Annotated in this window: 13 protein-coding genes; 1 reads left to right on the top strand and 12 read right to left on the bottom strand. The window is 32.5% G+C overall.

Translation table 11 applies throughout. The annotated features are described in order from the left end of the window. Nucleotides 1-18: 18 nt before the first annotated feature. Nucleotides 19-810 carry a Cof-type HAD-IIB family hydrolase gene (locus tag BN4220_RS10940; RefSeq protein ID WP_066716024.1) on the top strand — a complete coding sequence of 264 codons (792 nt, stop codon included), beginning with the start codon at nt 19-21 and terminating at the stop codon, nt 808-810. On the opposite strand, the gene BN4220_RS10935 is transcribed toward BN4220_RS10940, so the two are convergent. The 12 genes from BN4220_RS10935 to BN4220_RS10880 all read right to left on the bottom strand — a co-directional run bounded on the left by BN4220_RS10935 (nt 798) and on the right by BN4220_RS10880 (nt 21,232). Beyond that, nucleotides 798-1,430, bottom strand: a complete 633-nt coding sequence (locus tag BN4220_RS10935; RefSeq protein WP_066716022.1) for a histidine phosphatase family protein — start codon at nt 1,428-1,430, stop codon at nt 798-800. The two genes, BN4220_RS10940 and BN4220_RS10935, sit on opposite strands and share 13 nt — an antisense overlap. A gap of 220 nt (nt 1,431-1,650) precedes the next feature. Next, complete coding sequence (locus BN4220_RS20085; RefSeq protein ID WP_066716016.1) at nt 1,651-3,129, bottom strand: Ig-like domain-containing protein; 1,479 nt, start codon at nt 3,127-3,129, stop codon at nt 1,651-1,653. Nucleotides 3,130-3,244: 115 nt separating this feature from the next. Then, nucleotides 3,245-8,368, bottom strand: coding sequence for a fibronectin type III domain-containing protein (locus tag BN4220_RS10925; protein ID WP_066716014.1), 5,124 nt, complete (start codon nt 8,366-8,368; stop codon nt 3,245-3,247). Nucleotides 8,369-8,676: 308 nt separating this feature from the next. Next, on the bottom strand, nt 8,677-9,147 hold the full coding sequence (locus BN4220_RS10920) for a dihydrofolate reductase (protein WP_066716012.1): 471 nt from the start codon (nt 9,145-9,147) through the stop codon (nt 8,677-8,679). Between the two features lie 255 nt (nt 9,148-9,402). Then, nucleotides 9,403-10,608 (bottom strand): ABC transporter permease, encoded by a 1,206-nt coding sequence (locus BN4220_RS10915; protein ID WP_066716010.1) that lies wholly within the window; start codon nt 10,606-10,608, stop codon nt 9,403-9,405. Beyond that, the gene (locus tag BN4220_RS10910) at nt 10,598-12,646 is read right to left on the bottom strand and encodes a hypothetical protein (RefSeq protein WP_066716008.1); all 2,049 of its coding nucleotides are present in this window, start codon (nt 12,644-12,646) and stop codon (nt 10,598-10,600) included. Before BN4220_RS10910 ends, BN4220_RS10915 begins: the two co-directional genes overlap by 11 nt. Before the next feature lie 19 nt (nt 12,647-12,665). Then, the gene (locus BN4220_RS10905; protein ID WP_066716006.1) at nt 12,666-13,514 is read right to left on the bottom strand and encodes a carbohydrate ABC transporter permease; all 849 of its coding nucleotides are present in this window, start codon (nt 13,512-13,514) and stop codon (nt 12,666-12,668) included. 14 nt (nt 13,515-13,528) lie between these two features. Continuing rightward, nucleotides 13,529-14,407, bottom strand: a complete 879-nt coding sequence (locus tag BN4220_RS10900) for a carbohydrate ABC transporter permease (protein WP_066716004.1) — start codon at nt 14,405-14,407, stop codon at nt 13,529-13,531. 38 nt (nt 14,408-14,445) lie between these two features. Next, on the bottom strand, nt 14,446-16,647 hold the full coding sequence (locus BN4220_RS10895; protein WP_066716002.1) for an ABC transporter substrate-binding protein: 2,202 nt from the start codon (nt 16,645-16,647) through the stop codon (nt 14,446-14,448). A 37-nt stretch (nt 16,648-16,684) separates the two neighbouring features. After that, entirely contained in the window at nt 16,685-18,898 is a 2,214-nt protein-coding gene (locus tag BN4220_RS10890) for an extracellular solute-binding protein (protein WP_066716001.1), read from the bottom strand. Nucleotides 18,899-19,236: 338 nt separating this feature from the next. Then, complete coding sequence (locus BN4220_RS10885; protein WP_066716000.1) at nt 19,237-20,538, bottom strand: sensor histidine kinase; 1,302 nt, start codon at nt 20,536-20,538, stop codon at nt 19,237-19,239. 1 nt (nt 20,539) lies between these two features. Next, nucleotides 20,540-21,232, bottom strand: coding sequence for a response regulator transcription factor (locus tag BN4220_RS10880; RefSeq protein ID WP_066715998.1), 693 nt, complete (start codon nt 21,230-21,232; stop codon nt 20,540-20,542). Nucleotides 21,233-21,346: the final 114 nt, after the last annotated feature.

Raw genomic sequence — 21,346 nt, 5'->3', positions numbered from 1 at the left:
ATTAGAAAGAGGTTTCTTATGATAAAATTAATTGCATCTGATATGGATGGAACATTACTTTTAAACGGTGCACAAAGTATAAGTAATCGTGCCATAGAATTAATCAAACAACTATCTGAAAAAGGAATTATATTCGTTGCTGCAAGCGGGCGTCAATACCCAAATTTATATCGTTTATTCGGTGAAAATAGCAAAGATATGGCCTTCATTTGCGAAAATGGTGCACTAACGATGTATCAAGATCACGTAATATGTAAAGAAGCTATGGATCGTAACTTAGCCATGTCAATCATACATGATATTGATAATAGAGTTGGATGTGAAGTTCTTATTTCAGGCCAAGGCACTTCCTTTATTCGCCCGAAACAAGAAGCTTTCTTACATCGTATGAGAGATGTTGTAAAAAATAATGTAACTGTAATAAATAATTTTGATGACATTAAGGAAGATATCATTAAAGTCTCCGCTTATGAAGTAAATGGAATAGAAAATTCTAGCGATTATTTTACGAACAAATGGGAGTCCAAGTTAAAATGTACGGTTTCCGGTCATCAATGGATTGACTTTGTAAATCCGGATGTAAATAAAGGTTCTTCCCTAGAAAAACTTATGAAAGCCCTTAATGTATCCCCAGAAGAAGTTCTAGCCTTTGGCGATAATTATAATGACCTTGAAATGTTATCTCTTGCAAAGTATGGATATGTTATGAATAATGCTGTTGAGGATATTAAAAAGCGCTATCACTACCATACTTCATCTGTTGAAGAGATTTTAGAGGAATTAAATCGTAATCCCTCCTACCTCCAGTAATTACGTAGCAATTCAGGTTTTACCTCTAAATGAGAATAGTCATTGAAACGTTCCAGATAAAATCTTTTTGAATCTTCATCATAAATTATTTCTGTAATGCTACTATTCTCAAGAGAAACAGCAAACATTAGTTTATCTGCTTGACTCATTTTAAGTAGTCCCGTTACTAATGAACGTATGGTTCCACCGTGTGTTACAACGGCAACTCTCTTAAAATCTAAGGATGTAATTTCGTTGATTACTTTAATTGCTCGATCATAAACTTGTTGCCCATTTTCTCCGTTTGGGAATGCGAGATCTTCTATCATAGATTTTCTTCTTGATAGAAAATCTCCATAATGGGTTTCATTGTACTCATCACTATATCCAGTCAAATCTCCAAAATCGATTTCCCTAAGATCTTCTTCTATAAAGCGTGGTACATCATCAAGATAAGAAGATACAATATCAGCAGTTTCAACTGCTCTTAATAAATTGCTGGAATAAATTGCATCGGGCCTATATTTTGCGATTCGTTCCCCTAATAAGTGGGCCTGCTCAATTCCTTCTTTTGATAAATTTACGTTTACGTTACATAATGTACTGCTTTGTCTTGCATGCCTTATTAAATAAATTCTCATATTTCCTCTCATTCTGCCACCAACATTGACACATCACCAATTTTATCTCTAAATTCAATTCTTCCTTAAATACTTCCTTAATATCCTAGCAGTTTTAAGTATTTACACATAATTTTATTATACCATTTACAATAGAAAATAGAAAGAAGTAAGGGTGATTCATAATTTCATTCCTTAATCACCCTTACTTCTATTTTTAATATTTAAATTAAACCACTTATTATTTCACTGTAACCTTGAAGGTTGTAGTAACTCCATTTGCTTTCGCAGTAATTGTTGCTGTTCCTGCTTTTTTAGCTGTTACCTTACCTGTTTTGGATACTGATGCAACTTTCCAATTGCTAGACCACCAAGTGACTTTTTGACTATTGCCAGTTACAGTCGCTTTTAATGTAAGTGAGTTTCCTATCTTTAAGGTAGCTTTTGTTTTATTTAATTTAATATCAGATACGGTTACCTTACAAGTTGCCTTTATGTTAGATCCATCTTTTGTCTTAGCCGTAATTGTTGTTGTTCCAACTGATTTTGCAACAATTTTTCCATTCTTTACAGTCGCAACTTTAGGATTACTGCTCCACCATACTACAGAATCATCAGTAACCGTTGTTGGTAAAACAGTAGTTTTTAAAGTTGTACTTTGTTTTGGTTTTAATACCAATGAAGTTTTTGATAACTTAAGTCTTGTAGCTTTTACTGTTTTTTCTTTTACTGTAATTACAGCAGTTGCTTTAATATTAGGTCTATCATTAGAACGAACCGTAATGGTTGCAGTTCCTGTACCAATCGCTGTAACCTTACCATCTTTGGAGACTTTTGCAACTTTCTCATTATCTGAGGACCAAGTAACAAGTTTATTACTTGCATTCGTTGGTGCAACTGTTGCTGTTAAGTTTACTGTTTTTCCAATTAGTAACGTTGCCTTTGTCTTATTTAATTTAATTCCTTGCACTGTTACAATGGATGGTGTTGTTGTTCCAGATGAGCCTGTGGATGGATTACTTGTGGAAGGCTTTGATGGTGTTGGTGTAGGTGTTGCTGTAGGCGCTATTGTAGGTGCTACTGTTGGTGTTACTGTTGGTGCTACAGTAGGTGTTACAGTAGGCGTTACAATAGGTGTCACTGTAGGTGTTACAGTAGGTTTTGTTGATGGTGTAAACTCTATAGTTTGTGCTGTTCGATCAACAGTAACAGCATCACTATTATGTTGTAAATCAACAGTCTTTAGTTCTTGTAAAACTAATGACGAATTAAACTTTGTAGTTTCGTCACTTTCTATATTCATACTACCAATGGTAATTTTCCTATCATCAAGTAAATCTTTGCTATCTACAACATAAAGTTTTAGTTCTCCTGTTGTTTCATTGTAAGTATATCTACAATGATTTGCTGCAAATTTTTTATTCCAATCCATTGAAACATTCTTAATCTTACTTTGATCTAATTGTATTAGAACTTCAAAGGAGGTTATGCTCTTATCAAAATCCTCACTAAATTCTAATGCTAAAGTAACGTCATTACTACCACTCTTTTGATTAAGAATTAATGTTGCATTCTCTATTCCTTCAAGGATTTGTTCTAAAAAAACAGCTTCTTTATCATAAGATTCTGCATATACATTTATATGTGAAGTACTATATCCCATAGCAGTTGACAAAGCAACTGACATTGTTAGTACTGTTATAGCTTTTCTCTTTAACATACCCTTTCCTTTTCTCCTTTTTGTATACGATAGAAAGACGCTTTGTAGTCTTTCTATCGTCATAAATTAAAATATTGGTCTGATTTTCAATTTTGCACATCTTAATAACTTAATTCTAACGTGCATTAATTATAATATCCCCTAATTCTTCTGGCATTTCAACCGTTAAAGTATTACTTACAAATCTTTGACCTTCTAAAGTCACTGCATTATCTACTCGGTATAATTCAGCTTTAATATTCTTTGGTAATGTTGGTAATTGGCCATCTTCATCTGGTTCAATGCAATAAATCCATGTTCCGCTACTAACGGCTCCAAGTTCAGCATCCGCTGGATCTTCAGCAAAAATATACTGTGTTCCAGGTACCACCTGATCTGTATCCGCATCAATTAAAAGAACCACATTAAATGCAGGATGTCCACTATAATCACCTGTAAATACAACAGAACCGGCTGGTATCACAACGTTGTTTGCCTCATCTACCACTAAATCATCTTTTAATATACCAATTCCATCCGGTAATAATTCAACATTATCATCTGGCTGTCCGATAAGATCAAGCTCATTGATACTTACTGTACTTTGTCCTTTTGCAATAAGTTTTACATAAGATACTTCCTGAATATCTACACTAGTTCCAAGCTCAGAATTTTCCTTTGTGAAGAATACTGTTTCTTCAGAAAGTTCACTATTAAATGTTCCTGTTTTTATAGATGTCCAGTCAGAACCATTCGTGTTTACTTGAATTTCATAATTCTTAATGGAGTTTTCTGTACCTTTTGTATATTTTAATCCAATGATTTGTGTTACTTCTCCTAAGTTAAGTACTACATATGCATCCCCATTATTCGTAGTACCGGTATAAGTATTGCTGTAATCATTATTAATAGTATCCACTACTGCTTTGATTGGATTAAGTCCACAAGCATCATCACTTACAACCTCATCATTCTCAGAAGTCATATTCGTAGTAGCACTCCACTTAACCTTGTCAATACTTCCATCGTGTTTAATTTTAATTGGGTCTAATTTATATTCCTCTGTTGCATTTAAGAATTTATCATATGCGATGACTGAATAGTTGGCTACCTTATTATTAAATGTAACGGTATCTACGTATTCTGTTGCAGAACCATCTACAAATGCCACAGTTTGTCCATTGCGAATAATTTCGTAACCTAATAAACTATTATCTTCCATACCTGCAACATCGAATTGAATGGTTACCTGTTTTGAATTTGGTTGATTGTCAAGTGTAGCTGAAATTGCAGCACCGCTAGTCACCATGGCAATCTCTTCTGCCTGATCACTATTGATGATTCTATAATCTCTTGCTTCATCTGTGATATATTGAATCTTTCTTGTTTCTTTCTCAAATTGAGATGCATATTCAATGGTAGTTTCGTTTGGAACCATACCCCAGCTTCTAAAGAAATCTAAAAGATCTTTCTTTGCTGCTGCACAAGCTAATCTCATTAATTTGTTATCAGTATCTGTTGCATCACTTAACGTAAAGGCTCTTCCATCTGCAAATTTAGGTGCTAATGAATTATTTCTTGCATATGCATCAATTCTTGCGAAGATTAAATTATTAAATTGTTCTTCATAAGTATCGTAGGTTTTATAGTTATAACCGTTGTCATATGCTAAATGAAGTTGCCAATACATAGCTAAGCTTGTAAATACATTGTCTGCTCTACCAAGAGTTCCAGAAGTTACTTTCTTATAAACCTCATCATAACTAAATCTTACAGAATCATTTGTTTCCTTTGCTTGAGCAAGTATGGAGAAATAATTATTTGTTATTTCTGCAATGGCATAATCACCCTGGTTGATGATATGTCCTATTTCATGGGCAATACCCCAACCAAATAATTGTCCACTTTCATATTTACCATCTACACTTGTTACTGGTTCACCAGTCATAAGTCCTGGTATACTATCCCATTCAATACCAATGTGAAGTCCACCTGCATACATAAATGCTCCTGCAAACATTCTTTGGTATCTAATATTTAATCTACTAGATGGCATTTTGTTTTTATCGCCATATTGCTTTACAAATGCTGCATATTCTGTCTGATCTGTTGGATAATTAACTAATCCCTTGTGCTGATAGAATAAATTAAGCATCTGATCCATTGCATTAAAGTTTTCATATAAAACTTCTACTTGTTGATCAATATCATCGTTTCCAGCCTTACTAAGGATACCTTTCAGTACTTGTTCCGCTGATACAGAATACATCATCTTATCAAGAACGATGTCAGTCACATTATAAATACAATTTGTGTTGTCATAATCGTAATCACAGTTGCTATCTTCATTTCCTTTGTGGCCACTATTATGCTTTTCTTCCAATCCATTTACATATTCGGTTAATTCCTGAATATATGTTTTGATTGCAGCTTTCTTTTCAGACTCAGAATCCATTTTACTGATATCAAGTACAGGAATATCGGTTCCTCCACTTACTCTTACACTCATATTCAATTGATCATTATTACCAGTGAACTCTACATATAAAGCCCCACCATGTTCTGTCGCCATAGAACTAATCTTTGGTATGGTTATCTCATTTTTACCAACCTTTAGATTAGATACAACTTCTTTAAACCAGGTACCGGACTCAGCATGAAATTGTGTTGCAATTAATTTTAAATTACTATTAGAACCTACCTTAGCATCATCTCTACCTACATAGATTATTAATTGCTCACCTTCATGTGCAGTAATTCCTAATGGTTGCCATGCATTCAAACCACTTTGAAATCCTAAATGAGAATCTTTTGCTTTTGTTACCGTTGTATCAACCTTGATTGCTTCTCTTAGTGCCTCTTGATTTAAAATTGCCTTAGCATTATTTAACTCGACCTCTAAGATACCTTTTTTATAATGTAGTTCACCACTTACTTCATCTGGTGTATTTAATCGTTTTTCTAATTCATTAATTATATCAATTGTTACACTTTCTTTTAGGCTGATATGAGTATCATCTTCAAATAGATTATAGATTTCATCTTCAATTGTGTCATACTCATAGAACTTCATTTCAGCGATAGAAATCATTCCATCCGCATATGCTAAATAGTTAGAGAAGTTTATCTGTATTTTATTTGTAGTAATTGGCTCATCTAAGCTAAACTCATAATATATTTTTCCAGCAGAGTCTTTTTTCTTCGTATGTTTTCCACTGATAATATGCTCTTTTCCAGCTTCATCCCAATATCTAACTTTGCTGTAGAAATAATCATAAGTTTGTTTGCTACTTTCTACGATAATGAAACGGTCCATCTTGTAGAAATTATCAAATTCTACAACTGGTCCTACTAAAGAACCACTAAATCCTCCAGATTGCCATGAATTCAAGATCCAATCTGTACCATAATCGTTATCTACAACCGCAAAATTATTACTGTATTTTCCACTATAATAAGTAACGGATTTAATATGAGCTGTTTTTCCATCTTCTTGTGGTACATTTATTAACTTATAATTACTTGTTTTCGCGTACTCTAATTCAGTCGTTTTGCCGATAGATACAGCGGAATTACCGCTGACTCCGATCTCATTGACTCCTCTTAAATAGATTTCATATGTAGTGTTAACCTTTAAGTTACTTAACTGATAGCTATTCTTTGTAATTCCTGTGATTTCTTTATAATCATCGGAAGAACCTTTTTCTCTATAATATAAATTATAACTATCTGTATCTTCCATGCTCTTCCATGAAATATTTAATAGTTTATATCCACCGTTAATGGAAATGTTCTCTGGTGCATTAGGAGCTTTTGTAGCTTTTGGAATTACTACAACCGCTGAACTGTAACCACTTTTCCACTCTCCATTTGTTGACTGAACACGTACCGTATACTCTGTTCCATTTTTAAGTTTATCATTTAAAAATTGCTTTACAGTAATACTATTTGTACCTGTACGAAGAGTTTGTGTACCTTTTTCTGATGTAATCTCAACTTCGTATCCGGTTACATTACTTGCTTTACTCCAAGTAACTGTAAATTCTTTATTTCCGCCTTTTGCAGCTACGTTTTGTGGAATATCCATTGTTGGGGCTGGAATTCTACTTTCCATATCATTTAAGAATTCTACTTTAGCTATTTCAGCTAATTTTCTACTATTCGTTCCAGTTACTTTAATGGATACTTTTTTAATGGCAACTTGATTATTTAAATTAATTACAATTGTTCCATCGGATTCTACCACTACGGTTGCGGCAGCTCTTGTGCTTAATGTAGACAATCTTGCTTTTGCGTTAGCACTTTCATCTACTGTTGTTTGCCCAATGGATACTTCATATGTAACGCCATTTTCATCTTCTACTGTGATAATTCCTTCTGTAATCGCATTTTCTGAATTAGATGGAGGTGCAATTGTGATTCCTTCTGTTGTTGATCCGTTTGAATTAACATCAATATCGATTTGAATCGGATTGCTTTCACTAATCTCTTCTGTATTTTCTGGCTTTAGCTGTACTACTCCTGTGTCAGACAATATGTCATTGATATCACCTACGATATCTCCAGTTATAGGTTCCACATTAATATTATTTGTTGATAATACTAATACAGCCGAACTTTCTATATTCTTTCCGTCTAAATTATATGATATGTAACTTGCATCTGAGATATCTACCATTCCATCTTTGTTCAAGTCATACTCAGTTTGCGTGGAATTACTTGCGATAGCATCCATCATGCTTGTCATATCTTCATCGTCAATATAACCATCGCTATTTACATCACCATATCCAATAACGCCTGGTCTTGTACCATCTTTAAACACTTCATCAAGTTCATGACTATTCTTAATGCTTAACTTAGTAACATAATTTGCTTCAACTTTAATTGCTTGCTCAAATTGTTGGTATCCATCACCTGTTATTGTTAGGGTATAATCCCCTGGTTCGCAATCCAAACTTGATCCATATAATTTTTGATTTGTACTATCATAAGAAAACTCTAAATCATAGCTAGTTCCATATGAATTCTCTAGTACACCTTTAATTCCTATACCCTTGGAATAGTCCACTGGTAAAACTAAATCTATCTCTACCGCTATTCCACCATTCCCAGTGCTTCTCTCCACACTCTTTTGTTGCATTGAATTAACAACACTTAAATTTTCCATTGTTACTGTACTAGCAGCAGATGCTATCGGTGTTGTTTGTAACGTCAGTGTAGCAGCTAAAGCGGCTGCTACGATTCTTGATCTTTGCATTCGCCTCTTCTCCTTGTATACGTATATTATATTATTTATATTAAAAGTTACTCTTCATTGAATCTTCATTAAAAGCAGACCCAATAACGAATAACTATGTTTTCTAATGCTTTTTCTTTGGTATAAAGAAATCTCTTTTTAACAAGAATGGATACTCTTTAAAATAAATACCAGCCGGAAAATTATTTTACAAATACTTTTAATTTTTTTCAAGTATATTTTGTAAATTTTGGCATTTTATATAAGTATTAGTATCCATTACTATTATTAATATTCTTTTTGTACAATGTCAATCTCTTGTTCTTAATTTACGAAATACGTTCGTAGGTGTAATAAGTATACGGTATATCAGCATCATAGGCCTCTTGTTCCACTAATTTAAATTCTTGCTCATTAAATTCCGGAAAAAATGTATCTCCTACGGTCTCCATGTCAATAACTGTAATGTAAATTTTATCCACAATTTCTAATACTTCTTCATAAAGTTTTCCACCACCAGAAATATAGATATCCCCTTTATTTACCATAGCAATAGCTTTTTTCAGGGAAGATGCTGTTTTGATATGCTCTCCCTCATATTTACTAGTCCTAGATATTACAATAGTATCTCGATTTGGTAAAGGTTTACCAATCTCCTCATAAGATCTTCTGCCCATAATTACTGTATTCCCAGTGGTCAATTCCCTAAATCGTCTTTGCTCACCTTTGATTTTCCAAGGAATTTTTCCATCGAGTCCTATGACTCTATTTTTAGTCATTGCTACAATTAATCCAACCATAACGTATATGTACCTCCCTTTTTACCCACAAATCAAAGTATTCGAGTGTAGGATTTTCCATTTATCATAACTCTAAATCTTTTGCTAAATCTATTATAACTGAAAAATAACTGAAAAATGATTCGCAATTTGACGTTAAAATATCCGCCCCTTAACTTAAGAGACGGTTATTTCTTAGAGGTACTACTTCCCCTCGTGCCATTATATTATATAAGATATGTAAGAACAATCGTCTTAATTTACTACAGCTCATTCTTATGCCTCATATTTGTTTCGGTATGCAAAATAAATTAGCAGGAGAGACATAACGCTAACGATTGAAATACCTATATTAAAAGTAACACCTTCTAATAATACGGTATCTTTTTTAATCGGCATGATTGATACAATCTCATTATAATGCTGTTTGAAATTGTTTATAATCGTCGCCCAATGAGAGAAATCTGACCATCTTGTAGGTATAAACCGTCTTGGTATGTATATAAAAGTTCGAACATAATAAAGAAAGAAATAAAAAACTGCAATGGAACAAGAAATACATATACCAAAATATTTTAATACGTTTGCTCTACTAGTTTCTTTTAATGAGAGATTATTTTTATGTTTTTTTAAAAAACTCAAGACATAATAAATACCATATACTATTATCGATAAATACGGTAAGCCTACAATATTGCCTAGCAGTCTAACAATATAGCCTCCTTCAATAATCGTATAATCTGTAGAAAACATATTCATAAACTGACTCGTTAATTCTCTTGCTGTTTCTTGCTCTTTATATTTTAATTCAAAATTCCAAAAGATATCATCTTCCTCTTTCGATTGAAACATAAAAACAGGAAATGTATTGGATACAATACCGCGTATATAATACGTTCTTTCCTCCCACTTAATAGGTAATCCAAGAACGTTCACATTTCCAAACAGAGAAAGTGCAGTTTTTATATCAATTACACAACCATAAGTGTCTTCCATGGATGGTAAAGTACCATGAATAAGCTTCATTGGCAGCACCTGCTCCATAAATCCAAAAACATAGTACAAGGTGACACTTTTCTTACGATTAAATTCAGACTCATACACCGTTTGACGTTCTAAAATTCCAAAGGAATTAATCTCTGTAAATTTACTGTCTTCTTTTTTTTGCTCATTCTCAATTATATTTATTAATTGATTTCGTGTAATACCTTTATCATGAATACGTACACTGATTGTATTAAACTGTGATCTGAGGTTTAAAAATGTATTTAAATTTAGTACAAGTAATATAATTGCAATTATAAATAAAAACAGCTTTTTTAAGGATATTTTTCTTAAAGATATTCTTTTTAAAATTGACTTATTTAAATCTGTTTCATTTAAACTTAACTTTTTTAATTTAAGCTTGTTTATACCCGAATTCTTTAAATCTACCTTATCTAATTTTGCTTTTTCAATAATCTCAATATATTCATTTGACACGTACCCTATCTCCTTCCTCAATCATATTATTACTACCAGTAATAATTATTGTATCTTTGGAGATCGCATCTTGAATCGCAGCCATCTTATAATCTGAATTAATAACATTTACATTCATACGAAAGACTGTTTTATTATCGCCGAGAATACTTGACTTATCAATTACGGTTAAAATATAGTTATTGCCATCAAAATCTCGTCGGATTGCCTCTATTGGTACACATGTATCATAGGTGCCAGACTTTTTTGTTGTATAAAATTTACCCGAATGACCTGGTGTATATTCACCCTCTGGTAAGGAAGCGGTAAAGAGATTTTTATTCGTAGCTCTATCATACCAAATCCTAGTTACAGTCAGCGTTAATTCCTTTTTTTCTGAATTTAACATACAAGTCATCGTGTTTCCTTCTGTAATGTAATCAATTGCTTCTTCCGATAATTCTCCTTGAAAATGACAATCTTTTGATGAAATACTTACTTTTTCCTCTCCCGTTGTTTTAGAATGCTCCATAATACCAAGTTCATCAATGACCCCATCTTTTGGTGCATTTAATTTACCACCAAAATCATAAATCTTTTGCAATTCCTCTAATTTTTTTTGCTTACGTTCCATGGTATAACGTAGGTTCTCTAAATTTAGTTCATTGATACGATCAAGATATATATCATTATTCTTTGCAGTTTTTAAATTATCCTTCGCCGCAGTTAAGGCATCGTCTGCTGCTTCATATACCTCTTTCGCTTGGTCATATATCTTTGTAATATTTTCTATGCCTTCTTCATCTTCATAAACTTTATTCAAAATTTCTTTATAATGCTTTGTTTGTTCTTTTACATTTTCTTGAGCTTTCTCAATTTTTTTATCATTTTCAGCTTTTAAATTAATTATTTCCTCTTGTTGTTTTGCAATTTTTTTATCATAATTTACCTTAGTATCATTTAGTTTTTCCGTCAAACGTTCTACTGCCTGTTCCGCCTTATATTTTTCAGAATCACTGACTTGATAAATATCCGTTACTTCTTTCTTCAATACTAAATAGCATTTTACTTCTCTTTCCGAATCATTTGAACTCACAGCACCTTCATAGTTACTTGCAGCCATTAAAATACTTGTAAACTTATCCGTATTTGCATTTTCTTCATCTGCGTTTTCAGTTAATTCAATAAATTCGGCATATCCAAAATATGCAATCATTAGCTGTGCTAAATTTTTTTGCATTGACTCTATATTATAAACTTTTACACTGTCTTGATAGTTATTTAAAGCCGTAATCATATTATTATAATCGCCAACTAACTGCTCTAATGAAAACTTAGCATCTTCTAAATTTTGCGTAGCTGTTTTTACTTCACTTTCTTTTAACTGTTTTAATTCTTCTAATGACTCCTCTGCGTTTTCAATACTTGTTTCACACTCTTTTAGTATATTACTATAGGTTTCATCAGCATCATTTAAAAGTTTTAACGCCTTATCATATTCGTCTTTTTGCTCCTTCGTTAAGTTCTCTTCGATTTTTTTTATCGCCTTTTCATACTTCACCTTTGCTTTGGCAAGCTCTGCTTTCGCTTTTTCTTTGTTATTTTCTGCTTCTATTACTCCCTCGTTTGCAGACTCTATAGGATCCTTGGTTAGTTTATTGTTTAGAATTTGGGTTTCATAGATCCTTTTACTTGATTCTAAATCTTCTGTTGCATTATCAATCAGCTCTTGTAAATATTCCATATCATAGGTTGCAAGAGTTTCTCCCATAATTACGGCCTGCCCTGATTTTACCTTTACTCGATCAATTTTTACTCCCTCTGGAACTTTAATGTATGTATTTTCATCAGAAACTAACGTTCCAGTACCTTCAATCTTAAATTCTAGCGTTTCTTTCCCTGCTTTTCCCACCGTTACAACAGGTATTGTTAAGGAGTCTGCAACTCTTGAAAGAATCGTTAGAAAAAACATAGCCACAAAAAAGAGTATTATTATTTTTATCCCTGTCTTTTGAATTCTTTTCTCATTTTCCGCATTCTTTATGTGATTCGATTCCATAACGCTTCTCCTTATTCTCTTACTGTTTAATTCCTGATGCAACAATTCCTTGTTCCAAATAAGTTTGACCACTCAAAAAAATAAGTAATGCAGGTAACATCATTATGACAGATGCAACAAAGGCAACTCCCACCCGGTCCGCTGAAATCTGAGGTAAATATAACGATAAGGGCCACTTAGATTTATCTCTAAGAAACGTCAGTGGCTGTTCGATTGCATTCCAATTTTCAAGATAAGAAAGAACCACCGCAGATATAATTCCTGAATTTCCAAGTGGAATTCCAATTTTTATAAACGTATTAAAATCCCCTGCCCCATCCAGTTTTGCTGCCTCAATAAGTTCCTCTGGAATTGCTTTGAAAAATTTAACCATAATAAATACCGGAAAGGTTGAAAAAATTCCTGGTAAAATAATTGCTAAATGTGAATCCATGATTTTAAATTTATTTAATACAAGATAGCTAGAAACCATCGTTACCTGAAATGGCATAATCATTAATATAATATATAAAATAAATAAGATTCTCTTACCTTTAAACGTAAATCTAGCAAAACTCCAAGCTGCTGGAACCCCCACTAGTAATTGTCCTAAAATAGTAGGTATTACCTGAAAACAGGAATTCCAAAACATCACAAAAAACTTAGGAGAATCTAATAATAACTCAATATATGGTTGTAGCGTAGGATAAGAAGGAAGAATAGGAAAGGTGGCAAGCCCTCCCCCTAAACCTAATACAGAACCAATGTTTTCACCCATTTCAGTTGCATCTGTAAACGAACCCGTTACCATCATCCAAAGAGGAATCCATATAAGTAATGCCGCCAAGGCTAATATAAAATAAGTAATAAACCTTATTCTTTTCTTCATAACCCCATACCTTTCTACCCCTCTTCTTGCTTTGTTACTTTTTGAAGTATAATAATAAAGACGCTCATTACAATTGCAACAATTACTGCTGCTGCACTCATTTTTTGTATATCAAGTGCGATAAACCAATTATTGAATAAATGTTGCAACATATATATGCTTTCATGAGGGTAATCACCTGCAATTAAATAAGCTTCTCGAAATACTTTAAAAGAATTGATTAAGGAAAGGACCGTTATAATAAATAGTGTCGGAAGCAAATTAGGAAGTGTTATATAAATAAATCTTTTTATTGCACCTGCTCCGTCGATACTTGCAGCCTCATATTGCTCTGCTGGTATTCCATTTAAACCAGCAATCCACAACACCATATCATAACCGACATTCTTCCATAAATATGTAAAAACTAATAAATAAAACGCCCGATCAGAATTAATGAAATCTATTGTATTTTCTCCAAAAGAATCAATGATACGATTAAGTAATCCATTGTTATGAAAAAATATCTTCCATAATAGAACAATCGATCCTGCGGGTATTGCCATTGGTATCAAATACGTAGTTTTAAATACAGTTTTAAAAGCTGGTATTGTAAATATAAGTAATGATAGCAGCAAAGAAACAATAAGTAGTAGAGGAATACAAGTTAATATAAAATGCAGCGTGTTACTCATTGCTTTATAAAATGCTTGATTCGTAAATATTGTCATATAGTTTTTTAGCCCAACGAATTTTGTAGTCATTACCTCGCTAAAGGATCGCCTTACTACATCTAAAAACGGAATCAACACGAAAATACTAACTCCTATAAAACTTGGCGCTAAAAATATATATCCAAGTATTTGTTCTCTTTTTTTAACATAAAACAATTTATGCTTACCTTTACTACTCAAAATCCTCTTCTCCTTTCATTAAATGAGTAAGGCCTTTTTTACTCAGAAAGATATGTATTAAAGAAGTTTTGCATCTCTTGTGCTACTTGCTCTGCCGTTGCACTCCCCTCCAAATATCTAACTATATTCTCAGCAATGCCCTCGCTTAATAATTTATTATAGATAATCGGTGTATCAAGCCGCTTTACTTTACTCAAAATTTCTATAACTTCTTTTGAACTAGGATAATCTATAATTTTAATACCAGAAGTCAGTTGTATATACGTTTGTCTACCTGCAAAATTATATTCGACCATCCATTTCATAAAAACATTTTCATTTACTGGAAAGCCATCATCAAATATCGAATCTTGTATCTCCTTCGTAAACAATAATTTCATAAAATCTTTTGATAATTCTTTATTTTTACTAGCTTTATTTAATCCAATTAATACCGATGGTACAAACTGATTATTTATACTTTGATAAGTAAGTTCTTTCTCACGAATTACATAAGCCGGCCTAATATAATTCACACCACTTCTTAATTGTAAAATTCCAGCTTCGGTTGTTTCTTCTAAGATTTCAGGTTCTTGAAATTCAAAGGCATTATCAAGCCTTATCATGCCTTTATATATTTCAGTACTTGCCCTATATAATTCATCAGTAGCTCCTATATTATTACTTACTACTTCTAGATTCTCCAAAAATGAAATTAGTGCATCTTTGTCCATCCCTCCATCCTTATTCACTAAATTATCGTAATTTAGTTGAAAGAATGTAGTAGCAAGTTGCTCATAAGTAAGGGGAGATATGACTCTTTTATCAGGATTCTTATTTATGTACTGCACTAATTCATCCATGCTGCTTAATGCATCAAGCACTTCCGCACTACCATAAAAGAATGGCGCTTGAAATCGAACTGGAACGACATACATTGATCTATCATTCTCATAAAAATCTTCAACAATGTTTGAAATTAATGTTCTATACTCTATCATGGGATTTATAATATCACTAATATCTTCTAGTACTCCCTTTTCTTTTAGCTGGTTTATCGGAAGTCCATCTAGTACTAATATATCTGCCCCTTCACCTGTAATAAGCTCTGTATTCAGTGCGCGAATGATATCGCTGATTGTAGCTGAGTTTTCTTCTTCCATGGCCACAATATAATTTACTTTGACATCCCTATTATTTTTTTGGAATACATTAATACCCTGTCGTATCGTTCCATTCTCATATAAGGAATACACGGTTATTTGATTTTCGGGTACTGACGGAATCGTCTCATCAAAATAGTAATGATAAATCCATTGGTTTTGACCGTCATTCCCCAGAACATAATACTCTTCTTTCTCCTTTTCACTAACATAAAAACTAGTAAATGTATTTCTTGGATTGGAAATTGATGTTAAGGCGCCATCAACAACGGTCTGTAATAGAGTTCCATCTTTCTCTAAACGATGAATCCCCTTATCATTTAATATATAAAAAGCATTGTCTGTAACTACTATTTTACCGCCTATTACGTTACTATCTATTTCCATTTTCTTTTCTGCACTAGAGTAATGTGTAACAGCTTTGTCATCAGGATTTGTTGCCCAAATTTCATTTCCTTTTATTACGAATGGCTCATCATTATCAAATTCAGCAAGAATCTCACCGGTATCCTTTGAAATATATAATAATTTATTTTTGAATGCATCGTTGACAATAATATTACCATCCTTAGAAACTCCAAACGAGCTAATAATCGGTGTAGTGATAAAATTTGGTCTAGCTTCATATGGTGTTACAAAATAAGGGACATTTATTTGGACTGGATCAGCATCCTCTGTATTACATTGGTATATATAAAAAGTATTATCTTTTCCATCAATATAATCATATATAAGTGCATAATAAAAACCATCTTCACCAAGTATAACTTGCATTACATAGGTTAGGTTCTCAGTTTTTATTTTAGCAAGCCATGGTTGTTCTTTAGCCTCCCACTGACCGTCCTCATTTAATGTTAACTTTATATATTTTTTATTATCTGTCATAAAAACTTCTATAGTATCATTCAAATTTTTAACCATATTGATTGTATAATATCTATAATATTTCTCTGGTATCTTGATTTCCTCTTCTACATACCTTCCCATAGATTTGCTTCCATTCATTTCGTCCACTTTACTACAAGCTGGTATATTGACTAGTGTTACTAATACTACTAAAATAAATGGTAATAATTTTATTTTCATTTTCTTTTCCATAATCCCCACCCTTTATCTTTGTAAGTTTATCGCTAATTTATTCTGAAAGGTACGTATTAAGTAAATTAAGTGTATCCTGAGTTGCTTGATCAATAGAAGTATCTCCATTTAGATATTTTGTTATATTATCAATAATTCCATCAATTAATAACTTATTATATATCAAAGGCGTTGTTAATTGTTTTGACCGTTCAAACACTTCTTCTATCTCCTCTGTTTTTGGATATTCTATTGAGGTAATTTCCTGACCAACATAAATAGAAATCGCACTATTGCTATAATCCATTTTCCCCAATTCAGTAAGCATTTTCTGATTTACAGGTAATCCATCTCCTAATACAGCTTTTTGTACTTCATCTGATATCAACGTTTTTAAAAACTCCTTTGCTAAATCTTTTTGTTTACACGCCGAATTTAAACCTACAGTTAGACTTGGTATAAAAAGATCATTAATATCAGTATAAGAAAACTTCATTTTTCTTATGGTATCTACTGGCATTACTAAATCGTTAACTGATCTTATTTGCATAATACCAGCTTTCGTATCTCCACTTAGCATTTCCAGATCTTGTAACATACTCCTACTATCAAATTTTACAAGTCCTTCCTGTAATATATTGCTACCTATTGAATCTATAAAATCTTTAGACCCGCTATTTTTACTTACAATACTAAGATTGCTTAGGAACTGAATGAAGGTTTCTTTACTCATTTGTTCCTTCGTATCTATTAATTTATTGTAATTTAGTAAAAAGAATGTACTTGCTATTTGACTATAATTCAATTCTGAAAATACCTTTTCCTCTGGGTTATCATTCATATATTGTGCTAGAGTATCTAAACTTTCTAAAGCATCTATTACCTTCTCCTCACCATAATAGAATAGTGCCTGAAACCTTGCTGGTAATACATAAGTTTTACCATTTTCATAAAAGCTTGATGCAATCGATTGAATCAATGTTCCATCATCAATAAATGGTGATACCACATCCGTAATATCTGCAAGAATCCCCTTTTCTTTTAACGAACTTAATGGCAGACCATCAAGAACTAAGATATCAGCACCTTTTCCACCTAATAATTCTGTGTTAAGAGCTCGGATTGTATCATTTATCGTTGTAGAACTTTCTTCATCTAATGCAACTTGGTAATTAACCTTTACATCACTATTCGCCTTTTGAAATACATTAATGGCTTGTCTGATTGTACTATTTTCATATAAAGAATAAATTGTAAACTCTTCTTCAGGTACAGCCGGTACTGATTCATCGAAATAGTAACGATAAACTTTCATAATTTGATTGGAATCTTGTAACAAAACAAAATATTCTTCCTTTTCTTTCTCAACGATTTCTAAACTTATAAATTCTGTCTGTGGAATCGATAAAGAAGAGAGACCGCCATCCACAATCGTTTGCCATATCGTACCATTGTTTTCTAAACGATGTACTCCTTCTTTATTTAATACATAGATTGCTTTGTCTGTAACAGCTAGCTTTCCATCAATAACATTATTTTCGGCTGGTATTTCATTTTCAACATCGGAATAACAAACTATCGTCTTATCTTCCGACTTTGCAGCCCATAAAGTATTCTCTTTTTGTGTAAACGGAGCTATACTATGATATTGTTTTAGACTTTCTCCTGTTTCCTGAGAAAACAAACTAATTTGTCTTGCAATTGCATCATATGCAATAATATCTCCGTTCTTAAGAACACCCATATTATTAATAATAGGTTTACTAACAAATCCACCGAAATCGCTTTCTTTCTCCAAAGCAGGAATATTGATTTTTTTAGGATCTCCATTCTCAGCTTGACATTTAAATATTAAGTTACTACCATTCATGCCATCATACACTCGAACGAGGGCATAATAGATTCCATCTTCTCCACGGATAACACTTGATATCCAACTACTATCATTAACTTTAATCTTACTTAGCCATGTTTGTTCCTCTTCTACCCAATTTCCTGTCTCATTCCTAATTAATTTAAAATATGTATTTTTTTCATAAGCGAAAAGAAAGACTTCAAGATCACCATTTGCATTCTTTATAAGATTTATTATTTCACTATTTTTATAGTCGTCCGACAATAGAAGTTCTTCCTCTACGTATCTTCCCATCGCTTTACTTTTTTGTCTTCCATTGGCCTCTTCGGAGTTTTTACATCCAAGTAAACTTGATATAACAACAATCATCATTAGTAGTAGTGCTATTAATCTCTTAAACTTTTTTTTCGTATTCATTCACTTCCATCCTCCATTTTCATAATTTCAGAACTACGTTGATGATTACTAAATGTAAAAACACCTGTTATTATGCCATTTAAGATGTTAATCTGATTCATCATAATCATAATATCAATCAATTCTCTAAAAAATCTGTAAAAATAGGGAAAGTAATAATTTCACAGTTTTTTCACAGAATTAAAAAACATTATTTGATTTAGCTTACCCCGAATAAAAAGTAACAAAGAACATGCAAAATAGGAAGACGACAAGCGGAATGCGACAACAAAAAACGGACAATCAGCGTGAAGCCGATTGTCCGTTTTTTGCGTTGAGAGGGGCAAGGCGAAGCCATACTATGCCATTCCATTTGGTATTGGAAGTTTTATAATAAAAGTACTTCCTCCACCTTCCGTATCATCAATCGTTAATGTACCACCATGTAACATCACTAATTCCTTTGCAATACTAAGACCAAGTCCAAAATGTTCTTTATCATTCCTGGAATTATCCATACGATAAAATCGATCAAAAATATGTTCTTTCTCTTCGTCCTTAATACCGATTCCATAATCTATTACTTCAATATAAATATAATTTCTTTTAGTGTAAGCTTTCAGAGTTAATTTATCTTTTGTTTGTGAATGTCCCAATGCATTATCCAGTAATATCATTAAAACCTGTCTTAGTCTTACAGAATCACCATATATCTTAGGAATTACTTCATCCGGTAATACAATTTCTAAGGTAATACCTTTTGTTTTACAAATTTGTTCATACCCTTCAAATATATCAATTAGCATTGTGTCAAGTTCTATTGTACTAGATTTTAACGACCACTGTTTTGCATCTGTAGATGATAAGATTAATAAGTCATCGATTAATCTGGCCATACGCATACATTCATTTTCAATATTATTTGTATATTTAGAAGCTTTTTCAGGAATTTTAAGGATGGCTGAGGCACTGGTTCGAATTACTGCTAATGGAGATTTTAGCTCATGGGAAGCAGCTGCTATAAATTCAGTTTGTTTCCTTCTGCTTTCCTCTACCGGATATAAAGTTCTATCTATTAATACTTTACTAACCAAATAAAAAGCTAAAATACCGAAAACATCTATGCCTACATATATGAGTATTTGGCGTATTAAAACATATAATGGTCGATTAAAATATTGAAATAAAATAGCGCTACGAAAGCCATTTCCTTTTGGTATCAAAATAACTGCTGAATAAAACTTCATACCGTCTTTACTAACAATATTATAATAATTTGTCTTTAGATCTCTGTAGGAAACCGGAGGTATACTAATATCTAAGCCATCTATTTTTGCCTTTTCCCTCGCTATATTTACTAATTCCTTTCTGGTATCCTCTAAAATCCAAGTTCCATGAGGCCTTAACGCTTTCCCATCGTCTTCAATATATATAACCATATTATTTTTAGACTCTGTTGCAGATAACCACGTATTTGTTATTGTATTTTCCGATTGAAGTTTTACAGCAATGGTGTATACGTTATTCCGAAAGGTTTCTCTTTGACTCATTTTTAGTTGGTTTTCGGAAAGGAAGAATACAATAAACATTACTGTCGTTAATATGCCTCCCGCCATTATAGTATAGATAAGCCTTAGCTTCCTATTTATTTTTATGTACATCTTAGTCTCCATGGTGCCCCTCGACAACTTCTTCTAGACGATAACCAATCCCATAGACGGTCTTTATTTTTGCTTTACTTTTTGCAGAACTTAATCTTCTGCGTAAAAAATGAATATAATTGTCAATGTTTCCATCCTCTACATCATCATTTCCCCAAACCCTAGATAGAATTTGTTCTCTCGTTATAATCTGAGCTTGATTTCTAATAAAATATTCAAGTAATGCGCCTTCCTTTTTTGATAGAGTCATCTCTTTATCTCCAACGCATAATGTTTTTTTAATGACATCAAATTCTAAGTCTACAAACTTTAAAATTTCTATTTGCTCTATTGTCCTAGGTCTTCGCAATAACGCACGGATTCTTGCCAATAATTCTTCCATCGCAAAGGGTTTTACTAAGTAATCATCTGCGCCAGCATCTAAACCATCAATCCGATCATAAATACCATTTAAGGCAGTCACCATAATAATTGGTATTGTAACCCCTTGCTTTCTGATTTTTTCAGTAATGGTTCGACCATCCATTTCAGGTAACATACGATCAAGTATAATAATATCGTGTATATTTTTGCTTACATGATTAATAGCTTCATCTCCACTATAACATGAATCGATTTCATATCCTTCTTTTTCTAATTGATGACTCATTGCCTCGCTTAGCTCTTTATCATCCTCTACAATCAAGATTCTCATATTAAATCGTCTCCATTTCTCAGTAATATCCCCTATACAGTTATGTCAATTTATTATCCCCTATTTTAATGTCTGTTACTTTTTAATTTCCATATGATTCCATTAATTAAAATG

Origin of the sequence: Clostridium sp. Marseille-P299, from assembly GCF_900078195.1 — a bacterium.
Taxonomy (GTDB): domain Bacteria; phylum Bacillota; class Clostridia; order Lachnospirales; family Lachnospiraceae; genus Lachnoclostridium.
The sequence above is the reverse complement of the archived record's forward strand: the minus strand, read 5'-3'. Positions and strand labels throughout refer to the sequence as shown.